This window comes from Candidatus Marithrix sp. Canyon 246 (genome assembly GCF_001723685.1).
In the GTDB taxonomy this organism is placed as follows: Bacteria; Pseudomonadota; Gammaproteobacteria; order Beggiatoales; family Beggiatoaceae; genus Marithrix.
Genome location: NZ_MCBX01000007.1, coordinates 43,333 through 61,900 on the forward strand (window position 1 = coordinate 43,333; position 18,568 = coordinate 61,900).

The following is an 18,568-nucleotide window of genomic DNA, read 5'->3' on the forward strand; positions in this document are numbered from 1 at the left end:
CAGAACCAGATACTATGAAATTTGACTTAAAAATTGTTGGTCATTGTGCTAGAATGTATTCTAATCAAACTATTTAAAATAAAAGGGGTTTAAATAATGGGTACCATAACGCTCAAAGTGCCTCAAGACATCCAGCTGGAATACCAAATTGATAATGCCAAAATGGCAGTTCAGTTACTTGAGTGGCTAAAACATCTTCAAACGCAATCAATTGAAGAAAGTTCTATACCTAGTACTACGGCTCTAAATCAATGGGAATCTAAAGCACAAGAGAATTTAACTCGCCATAATAAAACTGGCCTCTTACCAGACGGTTTGTTTGATTTCGATTAATAAAATATGTCTTCAGTAAAAGTATCTAAAGAAATTCAGAAATTCTCTGAGTATGAAAAGCTGGTTCAAGGCTTTCATCAACATATCAAGGGTAATACGCCAGTTTTTCTAGGTAGGGATGTTTCGTATGATCACTACAATACTTCACCAATGGTAAAACGTTACCTACGTCACATCCATATTTGTGTACCTTTAAATGAGGCACCTTCAAGCTGGGAAAAAATCGTAGAAAACTTTAGGCGTACTAATCAGATGAATAATCCTGATAAAGATTTTGCCTTGGTTTATTGTTATAACGATCTAACAGACAGCTATTATCTATTAACAATAATCGGTCCTGATGCTCATAATTATGAACGTTGGATGGGGTTTTTAAGAGATATAGCTATACAAGCGGAACGCCTGCTAACTGGTTCTAAAAACCAGTAAATACAAAAATCACAGTTCAAAATTATGGAAAGAAATCTATAGGTATAGAATAAATAGTTTCACCTCGGAAATAGTGATCATAACCTTAAAAGTTGGATATTTCTACCTTTGTCACTTATACGAGGACATTGTGATTCAGGATAAGGATGTAATGAATAAGCTATCTTATCAGTAGGATTGTTGGTTAGCCGAGTGATAAGATGAAATATATCTTCTATCCACTTAATAAGGCGATTAAATTCACAATGTTGCATACTTAGTATTTCTCCATCTGAAGCTTCCGCAATTGCTGAGTTTCCCAATATTCGTTGAGTTTCCTCTGCTAAAACACGGATAAATTCTCTTTTTTGTTGAGTAAATCCCTTATTTTTCTATTATAAAACAATGGTCGCAATACACTTTTCCAGTTATCTAAATCTCTGGACAAAATCCAAATTTCTTCCACAAGTTTGTTTGATATTGGAATGTAGGCATCAATCATACTATCATTGAATAATTTAGCATCCTCACGGCTAAGTATGAATTTTGGTATAGCAACATGATAATATTGTTTTCCTCGCTTATGTTTCATATTTAATAGCAGCAAATGTAATGGATATTTATACCAAAAGTTACCACCTCGAATTTTGATATTTTTATTATTTGTATAGGCATATAGACATTCTAGCTGCTCTTTAGGGCGAATTTGTAACCTCATATTCCACAGCATAATTCACGCTCTGATGGCGTTGTCACTGTTTTGGTATTACAAGCAGATAATAAGCTGATTATTAAAAGGGTTTAAACAGTAGTTGATTTATCATATAGTATAGTATCGTGTAGTATAGCATACTATGCAGATGATCAAAATAGGAAAACTGGGAATATCTATTCAAACCTTGCACAAGTGGGAACAAACTGGAGAACTGGTTCCTGATCGTAAGTCAAATGCAGGAACACGTTATTATGACACCGATAAATTGTTAAATCTAAACAATGAAGATAATCCAACGATAGGATATGCTCGTGTCTCTAGTCATGATCAAAAAGAGGATTTGGTACGACAATCCGAATTGCTAGAAACCTTTTGTGTCGCAAAAGGATGGCGGTTTAAGATTATTTCTGACTTGGGTTCTGGTATGAACTACAAAAAGAAAGGCTTAAACGAACTATTAGAATTGATTCTGAAAAAGAAAATACGTCGAATAGTTTTAACACACAAAGATCGTTTATTGCGCTTTGGTTCTGAATTAGTTTTTGCATTATGCGAAATACAAGGCATTGAAATCGTTATTATCAACAAAGGTGAACAACCGTCATTTGAAGAAGAACAAAAATGAAAGGTACACGTATTGTTTTCAGTCGCAATTTAAATCCAGGAAAATACAATGCACTGGATGAGCAAGCTCATTTATTAGGAAAGATACGTTCTGAAGTGTGGCAAGTTTTTGGTTCAATCAACGGGGTGGGTGTCAATCATCGGATGATAAGAACGGATTGGGTCAAAAGCCGTGATTTCTCACCATTACCCGCAAAAGAATGGAAAGAAACTTTACGTGATGCACTGGATGATATTCATTTATATGAAACCGCTTGCAAAGAAAAAGTCCGCAAACAAATTCATGCCAGATTTAAACAAGATAAAGACCGAAAAAAATACTTTGGTTTGCTTAAATATGACCAATGGCGTGAGAATCCTCTGCTCTGTCGTTGGATGCGTAAAATAAAAAAGCATGGTAGAAATCATACGCATAATCAAATCGTGTTAGAAAATGGTGTTTATAGTCAATTCAGAGGCAAAGATGGACGCACTTGGTTAAAAATTCCCTCTTTAATTCGTAGAAAACCTATTGCAATACCACTTAATACCAATGTGGATTTACATGGAATGCTAAGACTTATCATTAAAGATGGTGTGGTTGAAGTACATTATTTAGCCAACAATCAAAAACATTCAAGTTGTGGCACAGAAGTGATAGGTGTAGATAAAGGCTACAGTGAAGTATTTGCTGATTCAGAAGGTGATTTTCACGGCGAAGGCTTTAGTAAATTACTCACACCAATATCAAATGCACGCACCTAAAAAAATAAAAAACGTAACAAATTGATTCAGATAGCTAAAAAATCCAAGCCAGCTAAACAAGCTAGAATAATAAAAAACAACTTAGGCATGAAAAAACGCCACCAACAAAACCGTAAAATCAAACAACAAATTAGAAGTCATTGTTTTAAGGCGGTGCATAGCGTGGTTGATAAAGCCAAAGACATAGTTGCAGAAGATTTAACTAGGCAAATACCGAAGAAAAACAACTGGAAACGGTTTAATAGATTAATGAATCAGTGGACTAAAGGTGCAATCACTGAAGCATTGGAGACAGTAACAAAAGCGAGAGGTTCTCGTTTGCATTATGTCAATGCTGCCTACACCTCACAAATGGACTCAAACACACAACTCCTTGAAGGAAAACGTGTGGGCGATAAGTTTTACCATGTCAATGGGGAGGTTAAGCAAGCAGACACTAATGCTGCGTGTAATATTAAACAGCGTTTAAAAGACCTAGAAATACAGCGTTATACACCGTATCAAAAGGTTAAACAAATTTTGCTTAATAGACTTCACGCCGTGAAGGAGTTAGTTCCATTACCTCTGTAATGGTGCAACCGCCCCTTCTGGACTCTAGTTGCAATCTGGAATGATTATCAACAGAGAGCGTACCAAACTTAGATTTTATAGATTTTATATGATTTCTAGGAGCGGCTGCAAAACAACGAACAGAGCTATTTCGATCTTGGCAATTTTAAAAACAAGTAAACCATTCTGTTTTAATGAATGTGGAACACAAGCAACAATATTACCAATGATGAAACTGGTAGAAAGCGGTACTTATAACATACCACCATATTTACAAGACTGGAAAATAAACTATGTGAAGATCAAGGATATTCCTATATAGGATTTCGCCTTGTTTTGCAAAGATAAAGTATTATTTTGAAAATGTCCACTTGGACCCATTAGGGGTAATTTGACATTTTTTTCTATTAGAGATGAGGCTAAATTAATGCTTTTTAGTGTTGCTTGTTGGCGCGTGGGCCATTTGGCGGTTACGTCTTCAAATTGACATTGCCATTTGGTCATTGTTATTTACTCCTTTTTAGTATAAGTGTACTATTTATGGTAGAGCAAGATATTTACAATTAAATCAAAAATTTCTTTAATTTCTTTTCGCTTATAGTCATTTTCATTAACTTCTTCATCTAAACTATCATTAATAGCTCTAAGCCATTCACGATAAGGTTCAGGTGTATCATCAGAGACATATTTAGGGCATAAATACAGGATTTTATGTGAAATTTCTCCAATCCTTTTACCGTGACGATCTTTAGGATCAAAATCTATAGTGGCTATATCAACACCATGCTTATCACCTGAAGTCAACACCACAATAGTGAACACATTCAATTTAGGCACGTAATCTTTAGATTCTAATAAAGCGGCACAGTGATAATGTAAAAACCTATCATAGTGATCAGGATTCCTAGCATGTTGAATATCAACAATGGTCCGATGTTTTTTATCTTCAGCAAATAAATCAAAGCGGCTATCAACATTGCCGATTACAGGAGAAAATGATTTTTCTGTTTCAACGGTGTCAATTTCAAGCTCTATATCAAGAAAATCCTTAACAAAAGCTTTGAATATATGAGGTTGAGAAAATGCTTTTTTGAAAATTACGCCATAGCGTAAAGAGGCTACCTTTATCATAATATTAACCTTGTACTATTTATTATTATATAGATATTAGGGCTAAGCCCTTGGATTGATTATGTTAGTTGTTGCCCCTGAAAGGGGATAACATACTAGCCTAGGGCAACGCCCTAGGATTGATTAGTTTAGAAGAATTTAAGCCCTGAAAGGGCGAAACATACATTATGTCTCGCCCTTTCAGGGCTTAATATGTCATTAACTAAATCCTAGGGCGTTGCCCTAGGCTGATATGTCAGCCCCTTTCTGGGGCTTTTAACAACATTCCTGTACTAAGAGTTTTTTATACATTAAGGAGCAAAATCCATGAAAATTATATATATATATTTTGTATGTTTATTAGCACTATTAAGTGCCTGTAAAACAACAGAACAAAAACCACCAGTTCCAGATAAACCAGATAAACCTGTAAATATTCCCCAAGATTTCTCTTGTCAAAGCACATCTAAGGGCGTACAGATACTTCCATCACGAAGAATGGCTTTAGTAATTGGTAATGATAATTATAGAACCGCCCCCTTGAATAACCCGGGCAATGATGCTGACGATATGGCAACAGCATTAGAACAAGTGAATTTTGAAGTAACAAAACGAAAAAATCTTTCACTGGATGAGATGGGATGTGTTATTAAAGAATTTGGTAGAAGACTATCCAATAGTGGTGGAGTAGGCTTATTTTATTTTTCTGGGCATGGAATGCAATATTCAAGAAAAAATTATCTGTTGCCCATTGGTGCCACCTCATCCGTCCACGTTCCTAACGATTTACCAAATAATACGGTTAATCTTGATTATGTATTAAACACAATGAAAATGGCTAGAAATGATTTGAATATAATAATTTTGGATGCCTGTCGTGATTCGCCCTTACTTAAAACTAAAGGCTTGAAAGTAGAAGGTTTATCTGAGGTATCAACTACTATGGGTAGTTCATTGATTGCCTATGCTACAGAACCCAATGATGTAGCTTTAGATGGCAAAGGACGTAATAGTCCTTATGTTAAGCATTTGAAGCGAGAGTTAGTCAAACCCAATGTTAGAATTGAGGAAATGTTCCGACTAGTCCGGGTGGCGGTTAAAAAAGAAACTGGTGGAAAGCAAATACCGCGATTGGAGCAGGTTGCATTGGATCATCCATTTTGTTTTAATGGATGTGAACAAATACAACAACCAATCATGAAACTGGTAGAACGCGATACTTATAACATACCAGCATATTTACAAGACTACTTTGCAACTGAGTCCAAACAATAAGCTATGCGGAGATCAAGGATATCTCAATGTAATAGGATTTCGCCTGATTTTGGAACAATAATTATATAGGAAAAGACCATGCTTAACAAAATTGCTTTTATCATTTTTAACATATTGTTATTAGCGGCTTGTAGTATAGAAAAAGATGTGAATTCTGAGGAATCTATTTCTATAAAGCCGATAATCTTTGAAGAATCTCTTGATCCAAGAGCAGATTCTATTCCAACTCTTCACGCTATTATAATAGCTGACACCAATAATGAAACAGTAGGCGAAAGTGTTGAAATAGATATGAGGAACATAAACCGCTTATTAGAATCAATTGCAGGCAATACTGGGCTGATATTAGAACCCCAATCTATTTATGGAAATCAACTCAATCTTGATAATGTGACTCAAGCTATAAATAAACTTAGAGTAGGAACAAATGATGTGGTATTTTTTTATTACTCTGGTCATGGTGCCAATACGGAAAAAGGATCACAATGGCCATCTATGCTAATAAATAATAAACTTATAAATTTAGATAAAATTATTACTACATTGAGTATGAAAAAACCGCGTTTTTTAATGGTATTATCTGACTCTTGTAATAATTTTATAAGCAATATATCCAGCAGCAAAAGTCCAACTAGAAACAGACCAAAACTAGAAAACTATCGGAAACTGTTTTTAAACTATCGTGGTTATATAATAGCTTCTAGTTCGATACCCGGACAACGATCTTGGGGTAATAACCATACTGGTGGATTATTTACTCATGCTTTTATAAGCAGTTTAAATAAAAATTCTGACTGGCATCATATTATGGATGAAGCAACAAAACCTCATACTATATACACCCAAGGCAGACGTAATACTCAACAACCTCAACATACAATTGAAATTGAAAAGATCAAACAACGCAAATACTTATCTATACAAATCCTACCAAAGCAACAATTTAGAGTAGGAGAATCCATGCAAATTAAAATTGACAATCCTAGCAATGAAGAACAATATTTATTTATATGGGATATAAACAGTCATGGAAAAATAACTCGTATAATTCCTAATCAATACACAAAAGAAAAGACTTTGCCAATAGGAACAACTATCATTTCAAAAAAGACTATGGGATTTGAGTTGAAAATTGTAGAACCTATTGGAAATAATGCCTTAGTAGCAACATTAGTCAAAAAACAATCAATACAAGATATATTATATGAGCAAATAGAAAATCTAGCTGCTACAAATACTCAAACAGCCTTGCGACAATTGCATCAAATATTGGAGAAACACAATAGCTTAATCAAGACTATTGAATATGAAATAAGATAATCAAAACAAATGAGCCGCTTGCTGCCCAAAGCGTATTTGTTTAATCATCAGAAATAGCATCGCGATCAAAAATGCTATTCCTAATATTATTGAACCGCCAATCATAGTTATTTACTCTCATTCCTGTCCATTTTATCAGTTGCCCCTGAAGGGGGCTAACATACCAGCCTAGGGCAACGCCCTAGGTAGGATTTAATTCAAATTCTAGCCCTCTTAGGGCGATACATAATACGTGACTTTTGAGAATTAATTTCTGAAAATTATCCAAAAATACCAAATTGTTGAAATCATTCCTAGGGCGTTGCCCTAGGCTGGTATGTTAGCCCCTTTCAGGGGCAATAGAAGTAATTAAGGCAAAAAGTCCTAATGGTTTAGGTTATTTCAAGCTTAAACGTTGGATATTTATACCAAGACTTTGCCACCTAGAATTTTAATCTTTTTATCTTTTTTAGCTTGCAAATCAGTATAAGCATATACAAATTCAAGCATATCTTTAGAGCGAATTTGCAGTGGCACCATTAATAAATTCTCTCTATCAGCTAATAAATATTTACAAATTGCAACGCGCCTATCACTAATACTTAAAGTAGTTTTTTTACTATCACCAGAAGCCTGAATAAAATATACTAGCAAACTAATTTTTTGGAGAAAAAAGATATGTTCACTAACAATGAAACAAATAAAATAAAACAAGCGATAATGGATAGATTTCGTGAAGTAAATGCTGAGAAAGATCATATTCTTCCGCAAGCTTGGCTAATTCCATATCTTTCGATGAATGTGAAGCACAAAGATTTTTTTGAATCAGCCATGCAGCAATTACAAACAGAAAATTTAATTGAGTTTCAAAAGCAGGAGAAAGATCATTATCAGATCAAACTAACCCAACAAGGCGAAGATTATCTGTATCCAAACTTTAATATTAGTGATGCAAAACAGAAAATAAGAAATGATATATTTGCCAAATTCAAAGCCAACCAAGATAAAACAATTACTTTTCGCTGGTTAAATAATCAATTTGGGCAACTTAATCCCAAAGAACAACGGATTTTTAATCACGTAATTGAAAGTATAATCAGAGAAAAGTTAGCAACAACAAGTTTGTTAGAAAATTTTCTGTATTTAACTAAAAAAGGTGAAAAATTTATGAGTGATAGTATCTTATGAAAAGGTCAAGTTCTTATAATAATTTTTTGAAAAATTTGGAAGAATTAGATGCCTTAATGGCTTTTTATCAAGCAGCCAAAGATGATTCAGTGGCGGCTGGTAGTCATCACAGCCCTTATATTCTTCTAAAAAGTAGCCTAATTTTTCTAGTCACTTGTTGGGAACAATATCTAAAAAGTCTTGTAGATGAAAGTTTTACTTTTATGCTGAATAATTCCTCAAATATTGATATTTTTCCAGAACATGTAAGAAGAATGACCGCAGAACTGTTACCTAAAAAAAGTGATATTAAAAATAAGGAACTGTGGCATCATGAAAAATGGAAGACTGATGTATGGAAATTAGTTAATCAATGGCAAGATTTTTTAACTGAAAACAAAACTCAAAGAATCGAAACTTTTCAATCTTCTCGCGCTAACAATGTTAATATGTTATTTTTTTCAGAGCATTGGTTTAAAAGAACTTGCTGCAAGTTGGCAGTGGCAAGGTATGAATAATAAACAAGCCATAATATGCCTTAATACTTTGCTGGATTTACGGGGAGATTATGTTCATCAAAATCGTTCTTATCGACTTCTTTGTGAAAAAGATCTTGAATATTTTCCTATATTTATTAAAATGCTTGCAAATATTTCAGCTAATAAAGTAAGGGATTATATTTATGAACAAGTAGGATATTATCCGTGGCTGTATAATGATATTTTTTTTAAATCCTTTAATTTTGATCATAACCGCTGTACTGAACAAAAATAATTAATTTTTATTATCTTCAATCTCAAATCAAATTTCAATTAATAAAAAATCATTTAGGAATTTCTTTTGAGGTTGGACAAAGATTAGGTGATATGATATTTACTAACAATGATATAAATAAATTGGCTAATTACGATTATTGACTATGATTATGAATACTTATCTGTTTTATGATTTAGAAACTACTGGCTTAAATAAAGCCTTTGATCAAATTTTACAATTTGCCGCTATTCGTACTGATATTCGGTTTAATGAAATTGAGCGGCATGAATTTTATGTCAAATTACGCCCCGATATTATTCCTTCTCCTCAAGCTAGTGTTACTCATCGTATTTCTATCGCTAAATCAATGCAACAAGGTATTTGTGAATTTGAGGCGGTTCAGAAAATACATAGGTTAATTAATCAACCTAATACTATTAGTATTGGTTATAACACTTTAAAATTTGATGATGAATTTTTACGTTTTTGTTTTTATAGAAATTTGCTGGCTCCTTATACTCATCAATATAAGAATTCTTGCCGTCGTATGGATTTGTTGCCCATTGTTACTATGTATTTTTTATATAAAAATGATGTCTTTAAATGGGCAGATGGTGATGGTAAAATTTCATTACAATTAGAACATCTTAATAAACTTAACCATTTTACCAGCAGTGGGCAAGCACATAATGCGATGGTGGATGTGGAAGCCACTGCTGAATTGGCGCGACGCTTATTTTTAACAGATTCCAAAATGTGGGAATATTTGGATGGGTATTTTAATAAAGATACTGATGCAATGCGCATTATTGAAATGCCGATTGAATTTCATAGTATTGCTTGTAGCAATCGTATCGGTTTGATGGTTGCTAATCAATTTGGCTTAGCAAATAAATATCAAATTCCAGTATTATTAATTGGCAATTCTATTGCTTATAAAAAACAAACACTTTGGTTGCGATTAGATCAAGAATCATTGCCTGAAAAAGCATGGGTAATTCGTAAAAAATATGGTGAACCTAATATTGTATTACCGCCACATCAGCGATATTGGAAGCATATCAGTAAAGACAGAGAAGCAATAGTTGAAAAAAATATTAAATGGTTACAAACCAATACTAGATTATTTAATGAAATTATCCAATATAATCGTGAATTCCGTTATCCTGAAATTGCAAATTTAGATTCTGACGCTGCATTGTATAAAAATGGCTTTTTATCGAAATCAGAAGAAAATTTATGTGAAAGTTTTCATGCCACTAGTTCGATTAAGAAAAGAATTGAACTAGTAAGCCAATTTGAAAATGTTGAAATGCGACAATTAGCAAGTCGTATTTTGTGTAGAAATTATGCTGATCAGAAATTGCCTAGCATGTTGACTAATGATTTTGCAGAAGTAAATGCTTTACTAGATTATACTGGTAAACCGCGTTTAACAATTTCACAAGCAATGAATGATATAGATGACCTTAGAAAAAATACTGAATTGGATGCAGAACAAATTACATTGTTAGAGGAATTAGTCAAACTTCTTGCATAATACACATAAATATAATATATATTATTATGCTAAATAATGGAGTTTATATCTAATGTATTTAATTCGATGGATTTATCAATTTTTTTTACTTAAAGTAAATCAGTCATCATCATCATCAAATAATGACCAACTTAAACAAACGGTTTTTGATCATTGGAAGCATATTGAAAGATTGGCAGATAAACGTTTTCCTGATGATACCAATCTAAAACTAGAAGCTTCTAATTACGTATTAGATGTTTTAGAAGCTGATAATTGGAAAAGAATCGCTGCATTTAAGGGTAAAAATATTAAGGCATTTATTACCAAAATTAGTTTAAATTTATTCTCAGACTTTTGGAATAAAAAATTTGGTAAGCAACGCCCTAATAAATGGTTACGCGATCAAATTGATTCTATTTATCAAACCAGTTATCAATTATTGGTTAAAAGTAAATATTCTAAACGTGAAGTAGTAGAAATTTTATTAACTTTAGAACCTAAACGAGAACGATGGAAAATTGAAGAAGTTGTAAATGCAGTTATAGCCCATTGCCCTGCTAAATTAGAATATCATGAAGTCTCTCTTGATGATAATGTTGTTGTTCAAGATAAAACGGAAGACTTAGATGAACAAAATATATTACAAGCACTAAGCCAATTAATTGATGGTAATATTAATGAAGTTGACCAACCATTGAATAAATTAATCGGCGTTTTAGATCAAAATGTCCGTCTTAATGAAGAGGAATGTATGCTTTTACGGCTACGTTATCATAGTGGTTTAACGATGAAACAAATTGCTGCCATAGTCAATTTGACTGCTAGTCAAGTTGATAAACGCATCAAAAAAACTTTAACTCGTTTAAACCAAGCCTTTAAAGAAGCGGGTGTATAGAGAGATGGATAATGAAATTGAAAACTTAATAAAATCAGAACGTGGAGTGGCTTTGCTTGGCATTGCCACTCATCAAGCTCAATCGTCAGCTATAACAGAATGTATTTCTGATGAAGAAATTGTTAGCTTTGTTAGCCACAATGTGACAAAAAAACAACGTCAAAAAATATTTGCGCATTTGAATCGTTGTTCTAAGTGTTATAACAGTTGGTTAGAAACTGCATCATGTGTTATGCCAGAACCATCATCTACTCGAAATAGATGGTGGAATTTTCAAATACCAATGTGGCAGCAGCCGCTAATTACTACTTCTGTGGCAGTAATGGTATTAATTGTTGCTGTGATAAATTTTTTACCATCAACCAATAGTATTATCCAAGATAAGGAAATTTTCAATTTAGGTTTTAATGATGAAGATCATTCTTCTGCCTCACAAGCTTTTAAAGCTGGAATAAATGGGCAAGAAGCATCTTCGACTATTGAATATGAATTAGGGCGGTGGTTTTTGTTACTGAAACAAGTAAAAATAGATTCAGTAACTAATGATTTTTGGGTAAAACAAGTAAAACAGTTACAAAAATTTGAAACTAGTAAATATTCATCTAATGATGAGATGAAAAAGGCAATGATGGATGCTTTGACTATCATTAAACCATTGTTATTAGAGTTACAGGATGATCCAAATAATCCTTATAAAACTGAACAATTGGCTGAACAATTGGAAATTTTTATGGCGGGTATTGCTGACTTTTAATTTTAGACAAACCTGACAGGTTTTTAAAACCTGTCAGGTTTAATTTCGGGATTGAATTCTCATTCCTTACTTAGTGTCTGATACAGCTTTAACTAGTCTCATATCAGACTCTATAAAACTATGAACGATATTAAACCAAGCCTTTTCGGAATCAATAAATCTAATAGAGATTTTAGCCTTAAAGAAACATGGGGCAAAAACCAATTCAATTCATCATTTCCTGCTTCTTTGTGTTGCTATCTTGCATCAAAAAATCTTAATGCAATTAGTCTCTCAATAACTAATGGTAAGTTTTCTTCAAGCACAATAGAAATAAATGATGTTTTTGGAATTGAACCATCAGATCCAGATCTTTATTTTGCTTTCGAGTCTCAGCATACTCCATATCAAAAATTCATTATTGGTACTCTGCCAAGAACTGATTTGGTGATACAAAAAGAAAGTAGCGGACAATGTTTATCAGGTTTGGAAATCAAACTTACTGCATTACCAGATAACATTACTTATAATCTGGATGATGAGTATTATGGGAGTGAAATTGTAGTCAGACCAGATACAATTGTATATTTAGCTTGCAGTATTGCATTGAGTCTTTCCAATGAGTTAGGGGATATTGTTCCTGATATAATGATTAAAGACTGGTCTGTTCCACATTTTGTATTAAAGAAAATAGATAAAATAATTAGCGTTATAGAGCAAATATCATACGCATTAGAAGAAAAACAGCATTCATTTTTAATTCAACCAATTTGGAAAACCATTGGAAAATCACCAAAGCTTGCAGTAATGCAGGCTTCTCTTATTTCATTTCTTCAATAGCTAATAGAAATATAGATGCAAATGGAATAAATCGTCAGACTAGAACAGTAGTATGGTTATACAAAATGTTGCTAGACATAAAACATAACGGTAAATTTAACCATAAAGCAATTATTGATACTTTGTCATTTAACACAAAAAATGATAAGGCATTTGCTTCTGCTGGTAATATTACTAATAAATATATGGCTTGTGATCGCCTTAAAAATCCGATCATAACTAAAAGTGATATAAAAAATATAATTTTAGGCGGAGGTCAAAATCTTTTAAGTCCTGAAAGACGTTTTGATGCAATTATATTTAACTCTCCGGAGCTGTTTTAATGAGATGTGTTGATCTTTTTTCAGGTTGTGGTGGTTTCTCATTAGGATTTGAACAGGCGGGCTTTGATGTGGTGGCTGCAATTGATAATTGGCAACCAGCATTAGATGTATATAAAGATAATTTTTCTCATCCGGTTATTCTACAAGATTTAAGTGATGAAGATGAGGCTATACAGAAAATAATTCAATTTTCACCAAGCTTGATAATGGGTGGTCCTCCATGCCAAGACTTTTCAAGTGCCGGCAAACGTGATATTACGCTTGGTCGTGCTGATCTTACATATCATTTTGCCAATATAGTTTGTTCGGTAAAGCCAAAGTGGTTTGTAATGGAAAATGTTGAACAGATAAAAAAGACTCATATTCTGCGAGATATTGTTGAACAGTTTATTAATCAAGGTTATGGACTCTCTTCAGTTATTTTAAATGCCTCTTATTGTGATGTCCCTCAAGCAAGAACAAGATTATTTTTGATTGGACATCTAGGCGATAAGCATAATCAATTAAATCAAATATTAAAAGAGATGCTATCTGATCAGCCAATGACAATAAGGGATTATTTAGGCGATGATCTTGATCTAGAATATTATTATCGCCACCCCAGAAATTATAATAGAAGAGGAGTTTTTTCTATTGACGAACCTAGCCCAACAGTTAGAGGCGTAAATCGACCAATACCTAAAGGATATAAATTAAATTCCTGTGATCCAAAGGGAGTAGAACTTAATACAATTCGTCCTTTGACTACCGTAGAAAGAAGTTATCTGCAAACATTTCCAAAAGATTTTAAGCTTAATGGAACCAAAACAAATTTAGAACAAATGATAGGAAATGCTGTACCAGTAAAACTGGCTAAATTTGTTGCAGAGGCAATAAAGAGTTATCAAAAACATGGTTCAAAAAACCAACCAGCACTATTCGATACAATCAATCAATTTGAAATTCCTAATAAAGCCTTGCATCAGGAGTAAAAATAGAATCAGTAACTAATTTTAAATCTATGGGCAATCTTTTATGGTTGCCCAATTGTACTTAGTTGGTGTCTGATACAGCCTTAACGACAGCAGGTATTTGTGATAATACAGGCGCACCATCCATTAATAATGCGATTGGCACAACCTCAAATACTTCTTCTGGAGAAGCATGACTTTTTAAAGCTTCCTTGGCATGTAAAGTAATTTGCTTTTCATTACGCATTACTAGCCCAATTGCTAAAGCTATTAATTCGCGTTCATGATGTTCTAATCTACCTTTAGATAATGAAAATTCAGCCCATGATTCTTGCCAAGCTTCCCATAATTCTTCTTTATCGGGTGTTGCTTTCATAAATAAAGCGATTTTTTGAACTTGTTTTATATCTTTGTTCTTAGCACCTAATTTACGTGCATCTGTAGTATGTATATCAATACAACGATGACATTGTTTATGCAAAGCCATTCCTAGAGTAATTAATTCCTTAGTAACACGAGTTAAACGCCCCTTTTTGGTACTTTCTTGGGCTAATTCACCCATAATTTCTAGGAATTCACCAATTCCATAATTTTGTGCTTTTTTAATAAAACTACTAAATGTTTCTTTTGCCATGTTATTTACCTAATAAAATTAATCTTTGCATAAATTCAGCAATTTTATCACTATCTTTAATACCCTTTGCTGATTCTACGCCGCCACTAACATCAACCGCATAAGGATTTAAAGCTTTGATAGCTGCATTTACATTAGTTGTTGTTAAACCACCTGCTACTATGATGGGTTTGGATAAATTTGAGGGTACTTGTTGCCAATCAAATATCGTGCCTGTGCCGCCTTTTACGCCTTGTACATAGCTATCTAATAATATCGCTTTTGCTGTTTGATATTTTGCAATTACAGTTTCAAGTTCTATATTAGGGCGCATTCGTAAGGCTTTCATATATGGCTTATTAAAACTATTGCAATATTCTGGTGATTCTTCGCCATGAAATTGTAATAAGTCTATTGGTACTTTTTCCAATATATTATTTACCATATTAGCTTCAGCATTTACAAATAAACCCACAACTGTGACAAAAGCTGGTAAGCTTTGAATAATTGTTTGTGCCTGCTCAATATTGACAGCGCGTGGGCTTTTTTCATAAAATACTAAGCCAATAGCATCTACACCATATTTAGCAGCTACAATTCCATCTTCTGCACGAGTAATACCGCAAATTTTTACACGAGTGCGTGTCATTTTATTTTTCCTATTTAGAATTATATTTTTTTGCTTATTCAATTAAACCAATTTTTTGTATTAATACAACGTAATTTTAGGGTAATTTTTGCTGATAAACTGAATTTAGCCTTAATAATATTGCAAGTACCTTTAATTGCTATGTTAATTATCGTCGCGTTTTATAATTTTGAACGTGATAATCATGATTATGATGAAGCAATCAGGGTATTATATTATTTTGATCTTATGAAGTCACCTTTTCAACAAGCTAAAAAAAGTGTCAATATTGATAAATTACATAGATACGCTAAAGCATTAGCTCAACAATATAATGTCGTGTTACGACATCAATATATTGAAACTACCATTAAAGCTTTTTTTAATAAGAAAAAAGTGCAATTGCCTAATTTTGCTTTAACTGATACTAAGCATACAATCATTAGTAATATAGGTAGTTTACGACGTGGTAGTGTTTATTTTCTATTAGTAGCAGCAAGTATTTGGTTTGGTATCATGGGATCATGCAAAGAAATTGTTACTGAACAGGCTTTGTTAAAAAGAGAAATTCGTTCATATTTATTTATTTTTCCTTATTTATCAGCTAAATTCTTTGTTTTAACTGTGATTTTAGGGATGCAAACAATATTATTATCTATAATAGTAGTTCCTTTATTATTAGAGTTATCATTTCATTATATTTTATATATTTGGCTAATACTTTGGGTAGCTGCTTTTGTCGCCGCTGCGCTAGGTTTATTCATTTCATCAATCGTAAAAAGTTATCGTGTTGCTTTGACATTGGTACCATTATTAATGATTCCACAATTATTATTTGGTGGATTATTACGCCCTCAAGTAGATTTAGAAAATCATATTTGGTCTAATTTAGCGAATAGTCTCAGTGCAATTACGATTCAGCGTTGGGCATTTGAATCTATTTTAACGACTGACGCTTATGCAGAGGGAGGAATATTAAAATTAAAATTTAACTTAAATAGTTACAATGAACTGAATTTGGTTGAAACTAGAAATACTTCATTAGTTAGATCATTTTTTAAGCAGCGTGATTTGGGTAATTTATGGCCACCTTTATTTTATTTATTTATAGTTAGCTTTATTTTTTTTATTAGTGCTTATTTAGCATTGCGTTGGCGATTTGGTTAAAAAGTTTTGGAATTTAATTTAACCAATTCCTTGGGAATTTCTTTCAAAAAGTATAATATTCTTATGAAAAAACTAAGCCTAAATGCTCCTTGCCCTTGTCGCAGTAACCAAAAGTATAAAAAATGCTGTGCCATATATCACAAAGGTGCTTTACCTAAAAATGCACTACTTTTAATGAAGTCTCGTTACTCAGCCTATGCTGCGGGAGATAGCAAATATATTATTAAAACCACCCATCCTAATAACCCAGACTATACTGCTGATACCAAAAGCTGGAAAGAGAGTATTAATGCTTTTTCTAAACATACTCAATTTTTAGGATTAGAGATATTGGAATTTATTGATGGTGAAGAAGAAGCTTTTGTTACTTTTAAAGCCAAACTTAGCTCTGGTGATATGGTTGAGAAGAGTAGGTTTTTGAAACTTGAGAATCGGTGGGTTTATGAGAGTGGCGTTGTTTAAAGAAGGCTTTTAAAATCAGAAATTAAAATTAAAAAACCAAAAGACTGTATAGAATACGTAATTTTTCATGAATTAGCTCATCTAATACATCCAAATCAGATTGGAGCATTAATTAGCTAATTTAACCAATTCCTTCGGAATTTCTTTCAAAAATATTGATGGTTTACAGACATCTCAGTATAAATTATGATACAAAAACAACAATTCACATTAACTGCCACACTATTGGCAGTATTTTTATCACCACAGATATATGCAATCGAAGATTGTGGTACATCTGTCACTGAATGTAAAATGTGGCAGACAATTAACACGCAACAAAAGCTTATCCAAACTTTAACAGAACAACTTAAAAAGGTAACAAAGTTGACTGATAAGATTCATGTTTCAAGTGATGGCAAGCTTGGCATTGGTACGACAACTCCAAAGGCAAAGCTGGAGGTGACAGGTAATTTGATTAGAACAATTGCATACGCCACAGGTAACGATCCCATTGACGGCAGAGATGTCGGTCAAATTCCGAGTCGTGTTTTAAGTTTTAATAAAGCAAAAACAGATACCTAAATTCGCATAAGCTCACAGGAGTCGTACTGTTGTAGGTTATTGCTCAGGTGTTGCTGCTGGTTCACATACGATAGGGATTTGGGTGGGTAATACACCGAAATATTCTGGTTCTGACTGTTATACGGGTTGGAATAAGTCCACTTGGGTTATAGAGGCTGAAGAAGTCAACTAAGAGCGGCTTAAATCAAATAAATTATATTTTAAAAAAACCTGAAGATAATGACTAATGTATATTAAAAGCATCCACATTAAAGAATTTCGCATTTTCAAAGATTTAGATATAAATTTCCAACCACCTGAAAATGGTGAAAATGTGATTAATGTCATCGCTGGAGTAAATGGTTGCGGGAAAACCACTTTATTAGAAATATTTTTTCAGTATTTTAAGGGTGATTTAAGCGATTCAGTACAGATAAAAACAGATATAAATAAGAAAAATGAAAATCCCAGACTGATTTTCATTCCTGCTAATTTAACTTTTAAATACAAGCCAACTTCACAACTTAATACCAATTATCAATTCTTAAACCTAATTGATGAAAATATTTTAGGAAAAACAGAAACGTATATAAGAGAATACATACTTTCAATAGAGCGCGAAAGCCACCTCGCCAATCCAGAAGAACGCACTAATTTAGCTATTTCTCAGTTCAATAAACCTTTTAGAAATACAAAATTATTAACAACATTACACGATCTGGATAAAAACCGTTTTAATCGTCCAGTTTTCAAAAATATTAAAGGTGATTTAGTTACCATTGATCAACTTAGCGATGGTGAAAAACAATTATATGGTCGTGTTGTTGCTTTGATGATGTTAGAACCTCGCAATTCTATGATTTTAATTGATGAACCAGAGACTTCATTACATCCAGCGTGGCAACAATAAGT

General features: G+C 32.9%; 26 protein-coding genes and 2 pseudogenes. 21 read left to right on the plus strand and 7 right to left on the minus strand.

Going from position 1 to position 18,568, the window contains the following annotated elements:
• Window positions 1–96: 96 nt before the first annotated feature.
• Window positions 97–333, plus strand: a complete 237-nt coding sequence (locus BHU68_RS06150; RefSeq protein ID WP_069470748.1) for a hypothetical protein — start codon at window positions 97–99, stop codon at window positions 331–333.
• Window positions 334–339: 6 nt separating this feature from the next.
• Window positions 340–762: a type II toxin-antitoxin system YafO family toxin gene (locus BHU68_RS06155; protein WP_069470747.1), complete on the plus strand. Its 423-nt coding sequence runs from the start codon at window positions 340–342 to the stop codon at window positions 760–762.
• 77 nt (window positions 763–839) lie between these two features.
• On the opposite strand, the gene BHU68_RS06160 is transcribed toward BHU68_RS06155, so the two are convergent.
• Window positions 840–1,064, minus strand: a complete 225-nt coding sequence (locus BHU68_RS06160) for a hypothetical protein (protein WP_069470746.1) — start codon at window positions 1,062–1,064, stop codon at window positions 840–842.
• A gap of 20 nt (window positions 1,065–1,084) precedes the next feature.
• Window positions 1,085–1,459 carry a hypothetical protein gene (locus BHU68_RS06165; protein ID WP_141698848.1) on the minus strand — a complete coding sequence of 125 codons (375 nt, stop codon included), beginning with the start codon at window positions 1,457–1,459 and terminating at the stop codon, window positions 1,085–1,087.
• Window positions 1,460–1,595: 136 nt separating this feature from the next.
• Between BHU68_RS06165 and BHU68_RS06170 the strand changes: the two genes are divergently transcribed.
• From BHU68_RS06170 to BHU68_RS16335, 3 genes are read left to right on the plus strand one after another with little or no spacing between them, the layout of a single operon-like run.
• The gene (locus BHU68_RS06170) at window positions 1,596–2,081 is read left to right on the plus strand and encodes an IS607 family transposase (protein ID WP_216093246.1); all 486 of its coding nucleotides are present in this window, start codon (window positions 1,596–1,598) and stop codon (window positions 2,079–2,081) included.
• Window positions 2,078–2,824: a hypothetical protein gene (locus tag BHU68_RS16330; protein ID WP_083234947.1), complete on the plus strand. Its 747-nt coding sequence runs from the start codon at window positions 2,078–2,080 to the stop codon at window positions 2,822–2,824. Before BHU68_RS06170 ends, BHU68_RS16330 begins: the two co-directional genes overlap by 4 nt.
• A gap of 21 nt (window positions 2,825–2,845) precedes the next feature.
• Window positions 2,846–3,394 (plus strand): zinc ribbon domain-containing protein, encoded by a 549-nt coding sequence (locus BHU68_RS16335; RefSeq protein WP_083234946.1) that lies wholly within the window; start codon window positions 2,846–2,848, stop codon window positions 3,392–3,394.
• A 270-nt stretch (window positions 3,395–3,664) separates the two neighbouring features.
• Here the strand turns inward: BHU68_RS16335 and BHU68_RS06180 are convergent, their stop codons facing one another.
• Both BHU68_RS06180 and BHU68_RS06185 read right to left on the minus strand, forming a co-directional pair.
• The gene (locus tag BHU68_RS06180) at window positions 3,665–3,877 is read right to left on the minus strand and encodes a hypothetical protein (RefSeq protein WP_069470743.1); all 213 of its coding nucleotides are present in this window, start codon (window positions 3,875–3,877) and stop codon (window positions 3,665–3,667) included.
• A 30-nt stretch (window positions 3,878–3,907) separates the two neighbouring features.
• On the minus strand, window positions 3,908–4,504 hold the full coding sequence (locus BHU68_RS06185; protein WP_069470742.1) for a hypothetical protein: 597 nt from the start codon (window positions 4,502–4,504) through the stop codon (window positions 3,908–3,910).
• Between the two features lie 306 nt (window positions 4,505–4,810).
• Here BHU68_RS06185 and BHU68_RS06190 point away from each other — a divergent pair, with 306 nt between their 5' ends.
• Window positions 4,811–5,758: a caspase family protein gene (locus BHU68_RS06190; protein WP_069470741.1), complete on the plus strand. Its 948-nt coding sequence runs from the start codon at window positions 4,811–4,813 to the stop codon at window positions 5,756–5,758.
• A gap of 78 nt (window positions 5,759–5,836) precedes the next feature.
• Entirely contained in the window at window positions 5,837–7,078 is a 1,242-nt protein-coding gene (locus tag BHU68_RS06195) for a caspase family protein (RefSeq protein WP_069470740.1), read from the plus strand.
• Between the two features lie 402 nt (window positions 7,079–7,480).
• On the opposite strand, the gene BHU68_RS06200 is transcribed toward BHU68_RS06195, so the two are convergent.
• Window positions 7,481–7,711 (minus strand): hypothetical protein, encoded by a 231-nt coding sequence (locus BHU68_RS06200; protein WP_069470739.1) that lies wholly within the window; start codon window positions 7,709–7,711, stop codon window positions 7,481–7,483.
• 24 nt (window positions 7,712–7,735) lie between these two features.
• On the opposite strand from BHU68_RS06200, the gene BHU68_RS06205 reads away from it, so the two are divergent.
• From BHU68_RS06205 to BHU68_RS06240, 8 genes and pseudogenes are all read left to right on the plus strand, one after another.
• Window positions 7,736–8,245 carry a hypothetical protein gene (locus tag BHU68_RS06205; protein ID WP_069470738.1) on the plus strand — a complete coding sequence of 170 codons (510 nt, stop codon included), beginning with the start codon at window positions 7,736–7,738 and terminating at the stop codon, window positions 8,243–8,245.
• The gene (locus tag BHU68_RS06210; RefSeq protein WP_069470737.1) at window positions 8,242–8,742 is read left to right on the plus strand and encodes a HEPN domain-containing protein; all 501 of its coding nucleotides are present in this window, start codon (window positions 8,242–8,244) and stop codon (window positions 8,740–8,742) included. The genes BHU68_RS06205 and BHU68_RS06210 overlap by 4 nt, the downstream gene beginning before the upstream one ends.
• Window positions 8,735–8,998 (plus strand): hypothetical protein, encoded by a 264-nt coding sequence (locus tag BHU68_RS06215; RefSeq protein WP_069470736.1) that lies wholly within the window; start codon window positions 8,735–8,737, stop codon window positions 8,996–8,998. The genes BHU68_RS06210 and BHU68_RS06215 overlap by 8 nt, the downstream gene beginning before the upstream one ends.
• A gap of 151 nt (window positions 8,999–9,149) precedes the next feature.
• Window positions 9,150–10,520, plus strand: coding sequence for an exodeoxyribonuclease I (locus BHU68_RS06220; RefSeq protein ID WP_171899624.1), 1,371 nt, complete (start codon window positions 9,150–9,152; stop codon window positions 10,518–10,520).
• A 52-nt stretch (window positions 10,521–10,572) separates the two neighbouring features.
• The gene (locus tag BHU68_RS06225; protein WP_069470734.1) at window positions 10,573–11,397 is read left to right on the plus strand and encodes a sigma factor-like helix-turn-helix DNA-binding protein; all 825 of its coding nucleotides are present in this window, start codon (window positions 10,573–10,575) and stop codon (window positions 11,395–11,397) included.
• 4 nt (window positions 11,398–11,401) lie between these two features.
• Window positions 11,402–12,151, plus strand: coding sequence for a hypothetical protein (locus tag BHU68_RS06230; RefSeq protein WP_069470733.1), 750 nt, complete (start codon window positions 11,402–11,404; stop codon window positions 12,149–12,151).
• A 120-nt stretch (window positions 12,152–12,271) separates the two neighbouring features.
• Window positions 12,272–13,293 (plus strand): annotated as a pseudogene (locus BHU68_RS06235) (HindVP family restriction endonuclease).
• Window positions 13,293–14,264: a DNA cytosine methyltransferase gene (locus BHU68_RS06240; protein WP_069470732.1), complete on the plus strand. Its 972-nt coding sequence runs from the start codon at window positions 13,293–13,295 to the stop codon at window positions 14,262–14,264. Before BHU68_RS06235 ends, BHU68_RS06240 begins: the two are co-directional and overlap by 1 nt.
• Window positions 14,265–14,325: 61 nt before the next feature.
• Here BHU68_RS06240 and BHU68_RS06245 read toward each other — a convergent pair whose 3' ends face one another.
• Both BHU68_RS06245 and BHU68_RS06250 read right to left on the minus strand, forming a co-directional pair.
• On the minus strand, window positions 14,326–14,877 hold the full coding sequence (locus BHU68_RS06245) for a carboxymuconolactone decarboxylase family protein (RefSeq protein ID WP_069470731.1): 552 nt from the start codon (window positions 14,875–14,877) through the stop codon (window positions 14,326–14,328).
• 1 nt (window position 14,878) lies between these two features.
• Entirely contained in the window at window positions 14,879–15,505 is a 627-nt protein-coding gene (locus tag BHU68_RS06250) for a phosphoribosylanthranilate isomerase (RefSeq protein WP_069470730.1), read from the minus strand.
• Window positions 15,506–15,535: 30 nt separating this feature from the next.
• On the opposite strand from BHU68_RS06250, the gene BHU68_RS06255 reads away from it, so the two are divergent.
• The 6 genes and pseudogenes from BHU68_RS06255 to BHU68_RS06270 all read left to right on the plus strand — a co-directional run bounded on the left by BHU68_RS06255 (window position 15,536) and on the right by BHU68_RS06270 (window position 18,566).
• Window positions 15,536–16,651 (plus strand): ABC transporter permease, encoded by a 1,116-nt coding sequence (locus BHU68_RS06255; RefSeq protein WP_069470729.1) that lies wholly within the window; start codon window positions 15,536–15,538, stop codon window positions 16,649–16,651.
• Between the two features lie 63 nt (window positions 16,652–16,714).
• Window positions 16,715–17,113, plus strand: a complete 399-nt coding sequence (locus BHU68_RS06260) for a YchJ family protein (RefSeq protein ID WP_069470728.1) — start codon at window positions 16,715–16,717, stop codon at window positions 17,111–17,113.
• 27 nt (window positions 17,114–17,140) lie between these two features.
• Entirely contained in the window at window positions 17,141–17,233 is a 93-nt protein-coding gene (locus BHU68_RS18300) for a M48 metallopeptidase family protein (RefSeq protein ID WP_445082213.1), read from the plus strand.
• 66 nt (window positions 17,234–17,299) lie between these two features.
• Window positions 17,300–17,677, plus strand: a complete 378-nt coding sequence (locus BHU68_RS06265) for a hypothetical protein (protein WP_069470727.1) — start codon at window positions 17,300–17,302, stop codon at window positions 17,675–17,677.
• 25 nt (window positions 17,678–17,702) lie between these two features.
• Window positions 17,703–17,849, plus strand: a pseudogene (locus tag BHU68_RS18305) (hypothetical protein); the annotation flags it as partial.
• Window positions 17,850–17,903: 54 nt separating this feature from the next.
• Entirely contained in the window at window positions 17,904–18,566 is a 663-nt protein-coding gene (locus BHU68_RS06270) for an AAA family ATPase (RefSeq protein ID WP_069470726.1), read from the plus strand.
• The last annotated feature ends 2 nt before the right edge of the window (window positions 18,567–18,568 follow it).

Coding starts and splice junctions, on each gene's coding strand:
- BHU68_RS06185 (WP_069470742.1), bottom strand. CDS start 4,504: ATGATAAAGGTAGCCTCTTTACGCTATGGCGTAATTTTCAAAAAAGCA.
- BHU68_RS06265 (WP_069470727.1), top strand. CDS start 17,300: ATGATACAAAAACAACAATTCACATTAACTGCCACACTATTGGCAGTA.
- BHU68_RS06210 (WP_069470737.1), top strand. CDS start 8,242: ATGAAAAGGTCAAGTTCTTATAATAATTTTTTGAAAAATTTGGAAGAA.
- BHU68_RS06170 (WP_216093246.1), top strand. CDS start 1,596: ATGCAGATGATCAAAATAGGAAAACTGGGAATATCTATTCAAACCTTG.
- BHU68_RS06180 (WP_069470743.1), bottom strand. CDS start 3,877: ATGACCAAATGGCAATGTCAATTTGAAGACGTAACCGCCAAATGGCCC.
- BHU68_RS06220 (WP_171899624.1), top strand. CDS start 9,150: ATGAATACTTATCTGTTTTATGATTTAGAAACTACTGGCTTAAATAAA.
- BHU68_RS06270 (WP_069470726.1), top strand. CDS start 17,904: ATGTATATTAAAAGCATCCACATTAAAGAATTTCGCATTTTCAAAGAT.
- BHU68_RS06205 (WP_069470738.1), top strand. CDS start 7,736: ATGTTCACTAACAATGAAACAAATAAAATAAAACAAGCGATAATGGAT.
- BHU68_RS06225 (WP_069470734.1), top strand. CDS start 10,573: ATGTATTTAATTCGATGGATTTATCAATTTTTTTTACTTAAAGTAAAT.
- BHU68_RS06245 (WP_069470731.1), bottom strand. CDS start 14,877: ATGGCAAAAGAAACATTTAGTAGTTTTATTAAAAAAGCACAAAATTAT.
- BHU68_RS06215 (WP_069470736.1), top strand. CDS start 8,735: ATGAATAATAAACAAGCCATAATATGCCTTAATACTTTGCTGGATTTA.
- BHU68_RS16330 (WP_083234947.1), top strand. CDS start 2,078: ATGAAAGGTACACGTATTGTTTTCAGTCGCAATTTAAATCCAGGAAAA.
- BHU68_RS06260 (WP_069470728.1), top strand. CDS start 16,715: ATGAAAAAACTAAGCCTAAATGCTCCTTGCCCTTGTCGCAGTAACCAA.
- BHU68_RS06195 (WP_069470740.1), top strand. CDS start 5,837: ATGCTTAACAAAATTGCTTTTATCATTTTTAACATATTGTTATTAGCG.
- BHU68_RS06150 (WP_069470748.1), top strand. CDS start 97: ATGGGTACCATAACGCTCAAAGTGCCTCAAGACATCCAGCTGGAATAC.
- BHU68_RS06240 (WP_069470732.1), top strand. CDS start 13,293: ATGAGATGTGTTGATCTTTTTTCAGGTTGTGGTGGTTTCTCATTAGGA.
- BHU68_RS06165 (WP_141698848.1), bottom strand. CDS start 1,459: ATGAGGTTACAAATTCGCCCTAAAGAGCAGCTAGAATGTCTATATGCC.
- BHU68_RS06230 (WP_069470733.1), top strand. CDS start 11,402: ATGGATAATGAAATTGAAAACTTAATAAAATCAGAACGTGGAGTGGCT.
- BHU68_RS06250 (WP_069470730.1), bottom strand. CDS start 15,505: ATGACACGCACTCGTGTAAAAATTTGCGGTATTACTCGTGCAGAAGAT.
- BHU68_RS06190 (WP_069470741.1), top strand. CDS start 4,811: ATGAAAATTATATATATATATTTTGTATGTTTATTAGCACTATTAAGT.
- BHU68_RS06155 (WP_069470747.1), top strand. CDS start 340: ATGTCTTCAGTAAAAGTATCTAAAGAAATTCAGAAATTCTCTGAGTAT.